10 protein-coding genes and 1 pseudogene are annotated in these 11548 nt (G+C 33.9%); 1 reads left to right on the top strand and 10 read right to left on the bottom strand.

Annotated elements, in window-relative coordinates; all coding sequences use genetic code 11:
• The 5 genes and pseudogenes from BLP68_RS21535 to BLP68_RS20685 form a co-directional block, all read right to left on the bottom strand.
• Positions 1–159: pseudogene (locus tag BLP68_RS21535) on the bottom strand (IS5/IS1182 family transposase); the annotation flags it as partial.
• A 303-nt stretch (positions 160–462) separates the two neighbouring features.
• Positions 463–1377, bottom strand: coding sequence for a metallophosphoesterase (locus BLP68_RS20700; RefSeq protein ID WP_091547618.1), 915 nt, complete (start codon positions 1375–1377; stop codon positions 463–465).
• 91 nt (positions 1378–1468) lie between these two features.
• Entirely contained in the window at positions 1469–2431 is a 963-nt protein-coding gene (locus tag BLP68_RS20695; protein ID WP_176759138.1) for a DUF4474 domain-containing protein, read from the bottom strand.
• A 159-nt stretch (positions 2432–2590) separates the two neighbouring features.
• Positions 2591–5014, bottom strand: a complete 2424-nt coding sequence (locus tag BLP68_RS20690) for an HD domain-containing phosphohydrolase (RefSeq protein ID WP_176759137.1) — start codon at positions 5012–5014, stop codon at positions 2591–2593.
• Positions 5015–5264: 250 nt separating this feature from the next.
• Positions 5265–5570: a hypothetical protein gene (locus BLP68_RS20685; protein WP_091547613.1), complete on the bottom strand. Its 306-nt coding sequence runs from the start codon at positions 5568–5570 to the stop codon at positions 5265–5267.
• 160 nt (positions 5571–5730) lie between these two features.
• On the opposite strand from BLP68_RS20685, the gene BLP68_RS20680 reads away from it, so the two are divergent.
• On the top strand, positions 5731–6294 hold the full coding sequence (locus BLP68_RS20680) for a cupin domain-containing protein (RefSeq protein WP_091547612.1): 564 nt from the start codon (positions 5731–5733) through the stop codon (positions 6292–6294).
• A gap of 114 nt (positions 6295–6408) precedes the next feature.
• Here the strand turns inward: BLP68_RS20680 and BLP68_RS20675 are convergent, their stop codons facing one another.
• The 5 genes from BLP68_RS20675 to BLP68_RS20655 form a co-directional block, all read right to left on the bottom strand.
• Positions 6409–7182: a DnaJ domain-containing protein gene (locus tag BLP68_RS20675; protein WP_091547610.1), complete on the bottom strand. Its 774-nt coding sequence runs from the start codon at positions 7180–7182 to the stop codon at positions 6409–6411.
• A 52-nt stretch (positions 7183–7234) separates the two neighbouring features.
• Positions 7235–7630, bottom strand: a complete 396-nt coding sequence (locus BLP68_RS20670) for a hypothetical protein (RefSeq protein ID WP_242877050.1) — start codon at positions 7628–7630, stop codon at positions 7235–7237.
• Positions 7631–7913: 283 nt separating this feature from the next.
• Entirely contained in the window at positions 7914–9884 is a 1971-nt protein-coding gene (locus BLP68_RS20665; protein WP_091547607.1) for an ATP-dependent DNA helicase, read from the bottom strand.
• 361 nt (positions 9885–10245) lie between these two features.
• Positions 10246–11109 (bottom strand): DUF6544 family protein, encoded by an 864-nt coding sequence (locus BLP68_RS20660; protein ID WP_091547606.1) that lies wholly within the window; start codon positions 11107–11109, stop codon positions 10246–10248.
• Positions 11110–11249: 140 nt separating this feature from the next.
• Positions 11250–11548 (bottom strand): transposase (locus tag BLP68_RS20655; RefSeq protein WP_176758996.1); only part of this gene is annotated, 299 nt, incomplete at its 5' end.

The following is an 11548-nucleotide window of genomic DNA, read 5'->3' as shown; positions in this document are numbered from 1 at the left end:
AGCAGGTCGTCCAAATTCCTTGCAATAGCTATTCTCTAGTAATCCATTGATAAAGCTAAAATCTACTGCTGAATCTATTCTTTTTAGTATATGATTTTCTGGTATTTTATTATATAATGATGAGTGAAAAGATATTTGCTTTGGCTTATGTTGAAGCATGAAAAAACCCCCTTTTGGTTTTGTTTGGTCGTACTTACATTATACCATAAACGGGGGTTTTTTTGTCTAAAATCAAGTATTTTCAATGACCTTAAAAATATTTTGCACTTAATATATAAACATATGTGTAAGTTAAACTGGATGTTTACAGGGGACTTTTTCACTGGTCCCAAAACGTCCCCTTGGCTCGTTGCGTCCCCTTGGCTCGTTGGTTCGAACTTGGCTCTGGAGTTGTTAAGGGGGCGGTTTGGAGTGACCCCCTTATGATAAATGTGGAAGATACAGCGAAGCGTCCTAAGGAACTCATGTTTTGAAAACAACCCTCAGATTTCTAAAATAATCATCTAACCTTCTGGGTCCAGCAAGTACATCTCTTTTGATGAATAATATCCCATTCTCTTTTGTTTTAATACTCCATTTTACTAGCAGGATATTCCCATCTGCTATTTCAATTCCTGTTATACCGCCAGGATGAACACAGCTTCCATCGTTGAAGTATGGAGGCTCATCTATTTCAGAAAACATAGGTCTATGATTATGCCCAGCTATTAGCATATTTTTTTCCCTTATTACCCACTCTGTTAGTTTATTAGCAACTGACTCCTTTTTAGTATAATTTTTCGCAGTCCTGGTAGGGTCATTCACTCCAAAAGCCTCAAGTGGTCTCCAGAAGTATCTAGCTAAAAATCTACTTAATCTCCATAGCTCATAATTTAAAAAATCCACTTGATGACCGTGAATAAGAAAAATCTTATCTTCGGTTACACTATGCTTTAACACTAACCCTTCATGAACCTGTATATTCTCGAATAAGTTAATATCCTTCTTCATCTCTTCACTAAAGTATTGATATAAACCTTTTTGTGTGAGTTTAATATTCTGCTTTACTATATCATGGTTTCCAAATATAAAATAAAGTCTACCTTCTTTGAAAAATTCTGATACCAACCTGAAAACATCACTATGTTCTTGGATAATCTCAGAAAGTTTACGGTTTTGCCAAAGCTCATCTCCGTCTCCCAGTTCAATATAAGTATAGTTTTCCTTAAAGTAATGAGTTAATGCAGCATAATAAATGTTTTGATTTTTAGAAAAAGTATCTGCCCAATCTCCATTACCCCTATGACAATCACTCATTAAAATGAATCGAGAGGAATCATCAAAAGGAATTTCTTTAGCTGAATGGAATACTTTAGATACTCGATCTAATTTCTTCATATTTACCCCCCAGCAAAAGTGACTAGTATTTTAAAATACTTGATATCACCTATATTAAAATATAAATAAGTATGCATTCTACAATATAAGCTTACTTCAGATATCTTTTAATTCTTTCAAAGCTTTTAAATAATTCTTTGCTTTTTCCTATACAAAAAACTTTGTCTAACATATCAGGTGCTTTTTCCTGAATTGCTTTTATCTTATCCAATGAATTATCAAATTCTTTTGTAAGCTCATGATATTCATCACATAGACGTTTATTTTTTCTTTGAGTTATCAAATCCGTTGCTTTTCCCCGTGTAAAGGGTTGATTGGTGTGGGCTTTATCAAATTTTATTCCTATTGTGTTAGCATTAATTTTTATTTCTTCCTGCAAATATCCTGCAGCTAACACACCTTTTAAAAACTCATCCCTCATCGTTTCATTATCCAAGGTGATATATAGATTCATTATTAGTTCCGAGGGTTCAGAGAATTCTCCTAGCAAGAAGCCTGTTAGCCACCAGTGCTTGTGGCTCCTTTCAAATAACGTCTTACCATTCTTAGTTAACACAAAGGACATCTGTAATAGCTCATCATCTCCAACACAATAATAAAATGGTCCATTAAAAAGGCCAATAACATCAATATTAGGCTCATCGGTTGCATATACTCCAATTTCGCAGCCCGTTGCCATTCCATACTGACCTTTCCAAAATTCAATCAACCATCTTTTGTCATTGTACTCAAAATAAATAGGCTCACAATCTATAATAATACTTAATGGAGCTGCTGCTTCATCATATAGACGACAATATCCCATATCTCTCTGCCAGGCATACATATTAGAAAAGAATATGTCTTGTTCTAAATCATATGAATAACCAGCCATCTCTATTAATTCATCTAGCGTAACTTCTAAATCCTTTTTAACCTTTCTATTGGAATTATTACGGTATAGCTTTGCGCCTATAATAACTGAAAGAATTAAAATAAAAGCAAAAATAACAAAACACCATGGGGACAGATAGAATTTTGAAAGGTTACTAATTGTATTAATTAAGATTAGCATAGGAACAACTCCTAATTGTTCTTTTGCTATCATACTATTCTTTTAATCACTAGAGTGTCATTGAAGAATTGCTAAACAGTGAATTTATGAAAAATTGTTTATCATTAAACACCCCCTGTAGACAATGTTGTATACAAGGGGTGTTATAATATTCCTTAGCTAAACTTCTTTATTAATAACTTTTTCAACAAATATAATTACTAAATGCGGGTCAAATTGTGTACCGGAGTTCCTAACTAATTCTTCCACAGCTTCTGCATACGTCATACCTGCTCTATAGCTTCTATTGCTAATCATAGCATCATAAGCATCTACGATTGCGATCATTCGAGCCTGTACTGGTATTTCATTTTCCTTTAACCCCCTTGGGTATCCTTTCCCATCCCATCTCTCATGATGACAAAGTACAAAATCAGCCATATCTGCCATATCATTTACAGTGCTAAGAATCCGATAACCTATTTCTGGATGTCTCTTTATTTCGTCAAACTCTTCCTTCGTTAATTTTCCAGGTTTGTTTAATATATCTTCATTAATTGAAATCTTACCTATATCATGAAGAAGTCCAACAGTCCTTAATTCCTCAACTTCTCTTTCTGATAGACTGAGGGCCTTTGCGAATTCTGTGCATAATTCTGAAACCCTTCGAGAATGTTCATTTTCCCTTTGGTTTTTTTCATGTAAAGTATTTAAGATAGTCTTTATTGTTTTCCCCCTCATACTTGGGCCTTCAAAAAGTTTACGTTTATACATATAATTTTCTGCTTTATTAAACACTTCATGGATATCTTCTTCGGCGTGCCTTTTTATATCCCATCCGAAGGAAATAGATAACTCAACAGAACCTATTTTTTCTCCTTCACACCTATGCTTTATTCGGTTAATTAAATCTTCGGCTTCAACCTTATCCATCCTCGGAATTAAAATTACGAATTCATCCCCGCCAATTCTACATATGACTTCATCCTTAATACATATGTTTTTAAGTATCTCCGAAAATTTCTTTAGTAGATTATCACCCATGAGGTGGCCAAAGGAATCATTCACTAATTTTAATCCATTAACATCTGCCATGATAATGCATAGAGGATAATTGGATTCAGTATCAAGTTTTTTTAACCTTTCATCAAAGAATCGCCTATTATATAATCCTGTCAAGTGGTCATGATAGCTTAAATATTCGATCTCTCTTTTGTACAGCCTATCTGTAGTTATATTCCTTGTAATACCTATTACTTGATTTTCTCTAGATTTAACTATTCTAATCTCGTAAAATTCATCTTTTCTTTCCTCTAGTTGGAATTCAAAGCTTTGTAGTTCGCCGGTTTGAAGGGCACTCTTTATCTTCTGATAACCGAGATAAGCAATATCAAGAGGAAAAATATCTTCAAGCTTTTTGTCAACAATTTTCTCTCTTGACAATAACATATCATTATTTTCATTGGCCTGACGATCTAAGAAAATACCATCTTCGCTGATTGTGAAAACTATATCTGGTAACGCATCGATGATAGCTCGATTCTTACTTTCACTAGTCTTAAGTTTGTGTTCACTTTCCATTAAGTAATTGTATTGTTTTCTTAGTTCTTCTTCCATAGCTATGGCTTCCTCAATAGCCGCTTCCATCTCTCCATTTACAATTCTAAGCTCCTCTTGATTTTTAAAAAGAATTTGATTAGCATTCTGCAATTCCTTAGTCCTTCTATCTACAATATGCTTTAGCATTAAATTCATAATAATCAATGTTATAAAAGTCAAGCCGACAATAGCTAATAATCCTCTATACCTCCTCATAGTAGCTGTTAATGTTTTGGGCTCGTATATACTAAGCCAGGCATCATAAATTTCTTCATATTCACCCGTTGCTTTTAGCACATGTAACCCACCATTTAGTAGCATTAGTAGATCCTCATTTCCCTTCTTAACTGCCATAGAATAATCTTGTGGAGCTAATTCAAGATCTTGAGCCTTTAAATTTTTAAAATTATTTTCTCTAATGCTATAAAGGCCTGGTAATTTAAGAAGTCCGGCATATTGATATACCTCATCTTCTATTAGCTTCAGTGCTTCATACACTGTTGGTACTTCAATCAATTCAATGTTAAGGTCTAGACCTTGGAGGTATTCTGACACTATATCTGACCTTTGAACTACTACCTGTTTTCCATAAAGATCTTCTATTGATGAAATTTCCATATTGTTTTGAGTGAAAATATCTCCATTTGTAATAGTATGTTTAGTCGAAAAGCTGTAGCTCATTTCCCGTTCCTTTGAATAAAACATACCTGATATGGCATCGATTTCTCCCGTTTCTAATGCCTCTCTAATATTGCTCCATTCATCCAATCTAATCTCTACATCATAGCCCATAGCCCTTCCTACCGCCCTCGCTAGTTCTATGTTAAAGCCCGTTGGATTACCATTACTGTCAATATAACTATAAGGCGGGTAGTTTATATCGTCTCCAATTACTATTTTATATCTATTCTCATCCTTCTCATTACCATGAGTTTCTCCAATTTGTATTAGCATCAAAGGAAAGATTAATGGCAGTAAAATAATAAGCTTAATAAGTTTCTTCATGAAGATCACCCCTATCATTTGCTTTCCTAAACTATATTTTGTAACTATAATCGACAAAAATTTACAGTCTTATTAAAATACTACCATTTTTCACACCTTACTTCAATTATAATGTCAAGTTAATTCTCTTCCTTATCCTCTATAATCTTCATTCTTATTTTTACTTTCTTTTTTCTCATTTTCTCTTCTTAAATAAAAAGAAAAGCATCTAGGTTGCACCTAGATGCTTTTCTTTTTTGGATATTTTCTTTTATTGCTCCGAGGGTAGCACGTGTCCATTAATAAATTCAAAATATGCCCTTACTGCACCTGAATAGTTCCTTTTCTGCTTATCTGAAACAAGATTACTATGATTTATTTTTTTAAGTAGCTCCTGAGTTTCCTTTGAACCCTGTGCAATCACATCTAAATTTAAATCAAAAAGTCTCTCAACTCTATTAGCCCACATGATTATATCGTTGATAGCATTTAAACCTAATGCCTTACCCTTGGGATAATATTTACCAATGCTTTGCCCTTGTTTTTTTAAGTATGCTTTAAAATTTGATTTAGTCATACCAATCGTCCTCCAATACAATTTAGTTTTTAATAACCTATATGATTTATCATATGCTTAATCTGAGTTTTTGCTCCGCAACAATGCGATTGAAATGAAGCACCTCTCCTAACACTAAGCATATGATAATATTAAAAATAAATGAAAGGAATGAGTAATAATGTATAATACTCATCAACCATATCCATGTCATTACTGGGTTAATACACCAATGTATAACCCCCACCATAGGTATAATGATTACAGAACATATCCATATCCTTACTGGGCTAACCCACCAGTAAATTACCCAGACTATTGGAGTCATTTTATTATATTAAAGGATTATGGACCTGAACCCTTTGTAGTTAATATTGAGAAGGCAACTAAGCAAAATAATACTTTTCGTACGGCTTTGTGGACAGGAGAATATTTGCAACTTACATTGATGAGCATTAATGTTGGGGACGACATTGGTTTAGAGATTCATGATGACCACGATCAATTCATACGTATTGAAGAAGGGCAAGGAATTGTTAAAATGGGAGACAGAAAAGATAGGTTGGACTTCCAAGCAAAAGTGTATGATGATTATGCAATATTTATCCCTGCTGGGAAATGGCACAATCTTATTAATACAGGTTGTACACCACTTAAATTGTATTCTATTTATGCACCACCTGAGCATCCACGTGGTACTATTCATGAAACTAAAGAGGACGCTGAAGGGTACCATCGACATTAAATATATAAGCTTCTATTTTTTAAAAAAATATTTTATATAAATAAAAAATGCTTTGTGACTAACATCACTAAGCATTTTTATTCTTCTTTCTATTACTCATTAAAACAAGTATTTTTACTTGTTTTTATACAACTGAATATTCTTATCGTTCAAAAACTCGTATGCAGCAGTAATTTCTTGAAAAATCTTTGTTGCATTTGGAATTTTACTTAAATCCGGATGATATTCTTTTGCCTTTTTTCTATAGGCACTTTTTATTTGTGATTTATCAGCATCATATGCTACCCCAATAATATCACAGCATCTCTCATACTTATTTTTAAACTCAACATTAGAGTTTATAAAATCATGGCCATATCTCCCTTGTCCATAGCCACCACTACTTTGACCACTTTGGTAATTTTGATAATACCATTGATGTTTAAAACGTTCTTCCCATTCTCTTTGCTGCTGATAATAGCGTTGTTGCTGTTCTCTTATTCTATCCTCTTCAGCTTTCTTATAATCAGCTTTGTATTCATTGAAAGCTTTGTATTTATAATTTTCCTGATCCATAAGGTAATTGGCAGTATTATATAAAAACTCCGTTGTAATATATTTAAGATATTTTAAGTAAGATGCAAACTTACCCCCAAATATTAGAAATGATAATAAAAACAAAACAGTGGATAACCCAACAGGACTCATTAATATCCTAAAAGCCAAATTAGCAAACAACAAAAAAAATAGGCATCCACCCATACTTATTAAAGCTAAACAACCTTTGAAAAAACTGCCAACAAATAACACTAAATTCTCAATTAGATGTATTAAACTATCCATTATAACACTTATTATTTTAGTAATTCTATGTAATATTTTGCCTGAGATTTTCTTAATTAGCCTCATCTATTGTTACCCTCTCCTTACCATTTAAATCTTATGTTAATGGTTTGTTTGTTTAAGTCTCTCTAGTAAACTTATCTTTACACCTTGTGCATGTAATCAAAATTTTCCCTTTACCTCTTGGAACCCGCAGCGTAGTCTTACACTTAGCACATCTATAATATTTATGAGTCTTAAAGTCTTTAATACGATATTGTACTTTTTTAAACTTGGAATAAATAGGACTTACAAATATAGCAAATTTATAATTCTCCATGCTTCTCTTTTTTAAATCCTTCGAAAGCATTCTATAGCCAGTCAAAATTAATGGAATATAGCTTATGGTCATCAATATTGAGCTTCCAGTAATCCTGCTTATCAATGTTATAATCATTGATACTATTAGTAAAAAAATAGAGAGCTGATCTGCTCCATATCTTCCAACCATGAATTTTTTCAACAAGTTCATCATCATTATCACTCCCAGTAAATACCAACTATGTATCTTGTAGTTTTATTTTTTGGATAGAACTTTATTTAAATTTAGTTAAAATTCTTTCTTAGATAATTATATATATATAAATGCTATTTTACAAGTCACCCTTTACTTTAAAAAGCAAAGAAGAGCCAGGGGGACGTTTTGTTTGCCACTATAATTATTTAAGCTTATCTAATCAACACAAGAAGACAATCAATACGTCCTTTGGTTACCCATTAATAATTATCTAGTATATGAGTAATTGAGGAAAGATATATCACCTTGTATTATTCAATAGGTCTTCTATAGTTTTAACCTCAGCTCCAGAAGGGAGTGCACCCTTAACTATTTTTTCCCAAGGAGCTCCCATTACAGAATCCATAATAACTATTATCCCTCGATCATCCTTTGTTCGAATTAATCTACCACATCCTTGTTTTAATTTCAGCCCCATTTCAGGATAATCTACTGCCAAAACTGGATTTAATCCTTCAGCCTTCGCCTCTTTACGTTGTACTTCAATTAAAGGATCTAGCGAGGGAAAGGGAAGCTGCCAGACTATAAGAAGAGATAATGCCTCACCAGGGACGTCAATTCCCTCCCAAAAGTTACTACCAATTAATACCGATGATACTTCCTCTCTAAATTTTTCAACAAGGTATCCTCGCTCCCCTCTATCTTCATATAAAATCTCAAATGGCAGCTGATAATCCTCTAATCCTTTCCTGATTTTCCCAACTTCATTTAGAGAGTTGGTAAGCACTAAAGCTCGTCCATCATTTAACTTTAATAAAGACACTAACTTTTTAATGGAAAGTGAGAAGTCATCTTCATTATTATTAGAAGAAAATTGTGATAAATAGACAACAACTTGATTTTCATTATCAAAAGAGCTCCCAACGGTGGAATAGGACGGTTTTTTTAACCCAAGGGTTCGGGTAAGGTAACCAAAATCGCCTTCATTACTTAAGGTTGCAGAGCTAAATACAACAGGTAATCCTTTATGCAATAAGTGAGCATCTAGCATTTCACTTAAATTCCTTGGAACCACCCAGAAGCTACCGTCCAATTGATCTATCCAGGTAATCACATCTCTACCCTTATTTCTATAGAATCTGCTTAATGCTATCGTTGCTCTTTCTATTTGAATTTCATAAGTTTTAATAATACTGGCTGGTATTGCTTCTATGTATAATTCCTGCTCAATTTGTAGCTCTAACAGGAGACGATCTAAGGCCTCACGAAAATTCTCAGCTGCTTTAAGTAACTTCTCCTCGATATTAAATGCTAAGCGTCCCGATTGTTTACCTTTAATCACACAAATATTAAGTGTTTCAAAAAACATAGAAGATGCCTTATCCAAAACAATGGAAATTGAAATAAATGATTCCCTAGCCTCCTGGATTTGTTCTATGGAGAAGATAATGTTATCTATATCTTCCTTATTAATATGTTGTCCTGCACTCATGGCTGCTGGTAGCATAACTTTATGGCCTTCATCAAAAACAACTGCTGAATAGTCTGGAATGATTGGCAGTTTACCTTCTGCAATTCTTTCTTCACGAGTCCATAAGTCTTGAAAAAAGATTCCATGATCAGCAATAATTAAGTCTCTAGCTGGTCTATAATGCTCCCTTGCCCTAACAAGCTTACAGTAACCACTTCTCGAACACAAATCACAGTCCATAGACTCATCCCACCCAATTTGCTTCCACACACGATCCGAAATAAGAGGCATTTCAGAGCGTTCACCTAGTTTGGTTTTTTCTAACCATTGATTAAGCTCATTAGGCATTAGCTTATCATTTTCTTCATACATACTACTTATGTCATTTACTCGAGAATCGCAGATATACTGTCGAGGGTCCTTCGCCATTCGCGCATCTATCTCTAAGCCAAGAATATTAGAAAGCTTCTGAATGTCTCCCTTGGGTCCTGCCAGTTGTTCTTGTAGTGCTGTTGAGGCACAGGCGATCACCACAGGCTTCCCAGTGAAACCAGCATAGGCTATTGCTGTTAGTAAGTAGGCGAATGTCTTCCCTGTACCTAGTCCAGCCTCAGCAAAGTGAACTCTTTTATTACAAACTGCATCGGCAAGTTGAAATGCTGTATATATCTGTTCTTCACGAACTTCGTATCCATGCTCTGGGAGGATATCATAAAAAACCTCCCCAATCCATTGAGATAGCTTACCTGAAAATTCTTCTTTTCTATTATAATCAAAGGGGCCTTTTATCCTTTTATTCATACTTCATTTCCTCCTGCTTTAATATATAGTGTTAACTTTGTTTTTTTATATAAAAAGTGTATCCGAAAAACCGAATTCGTACACCGATGTTTTGTGTTTTGTTAATTGACGAATAATAGATTATCGTCTCTTTACCCCACGCTACTACTACCTACTGAGAGTTTTTATTTTCACCTAGCAAGCCCCCCCTTGATTACAAGGACAATAGCAAAACCGGTCAAGTTTACCAACTGCTACCATGACCGGTGTATGAAAATGATTTGTAGGACTATACTCACTCTAATCCCATATATTTTATAAATAATAATGAACTAAAATTACAATAGATATGATTCACCATGGAAAACAAGCTTCGATAAAATTAGTCTCTTGAATTAAATGGTTCAGGTATATTATATTCAATATCTATAACCTCGAAATTAAACCAATTAAAATCTCCGGCATCTAATTTCCATGTGATATTCCCTTTAGTTGGTACCCTTATTCCTTCGAACTCTTTGTAATCACCAATAGGAATTGACCATGTCTCTATTCTAAACTCGCCATTAAACTCCCCGTATCTTTCAGCCTCGAATTTAATAACCTCTCCCTTGTCATTAAACGTAAATACTCCTGAAGCCGTTATATCTCCGTAGGTCATTGTTGCTATGGCATTATCTTCATCTATTTCTTCCCATGTTATGTATTCGTTTAAAGCTGCAGTTGGCATCCAAACCGTCTCAGCAAGATATCTTAACAAGGTACCTTGATCGATTTCTTTGCCTTTGGAATCTGCAACTGTAAATAATGAAAGAAGTTTAATGAGCATATTGCCTTGTCCATCCTGGTATTTATCTCTCCCTACAATGTGAATTAGCGGAAATGCCTTAATATTTGCCTTCCAGATAAAACCTGGCTCTTCCGTTATAAAATATTGCTCTGATTGAACTGGCATCCATGATTTGTCTTTTCCCAATCTCATTTCTGCTATCTGCTTTAAACGTACAGCAGTTATTTTTTCTTTCCCAATAATTCCAGAGTACTCAAGCCACTTTTGAACATTTTGTGGTAGCCCTTCTATATCCTCTATAGTCACAATTTCATTTTTCATATCTACCTTGCTAAAAAGCGCTTCAACTTCCTTTACTACACCTTGGTTAAATAGAAAATTTGCTAGGAATGAGCCTGCTATAAATATAAGCAAAAGTGTGACAATACTGATTAACATAAGTATTAATTTTGACATGTTATCCCCCATTAATAAAAATAAAGATTTAAAATCAGATGGACCTTTATCTGGGCATTTGTGTTGTTGAATTGATCTCATCAACAAAAGGGTGGCAAACAAAACGTCCGAGATCAGTGAAAAACTGGTCCTTTTTTTCGTTAAATCGCAAGAAATTTTGACAAATGTAAAAAATAGTCTGTCATTTCTAAAGTTCCCTTAAAACTAGATATAAAAGAGGAGACTATTGCTGCTATCCTCTTGATATTTACCGCTATTGCAGCTAGCTTTGATTGTTTCGACACACTTATTAAGCCATATCCTCTTGCTCGACATAGTCCATGAAATCTTTTGAGTTCAGCATTTTTACCTTCTATAGAAGCTCTCTTTTTATATTTTTCCTTGAACTCTTCTGTTTTCTGATACTGAGATATTTCATAAAATTCCGCAGCATTTAAAC

The sequence above is a fragment of the Alkaliphilus peptidifermentans DSM 18978 genome (assembly GCF_900101495.1).
Taxonomy (GTDB): Bacteria; Bacillota; Clostridia; order Peptostreptococcales; family Natronincolaceae; genus Alkaliphilus_C; species Alkaliphilus_C peptidifermentans.
The sequence above is the reverse complement of the archived record's forward strand: the minus strand, read 5'-3'. Positions and strand labels throughout refer to the sequence as shown.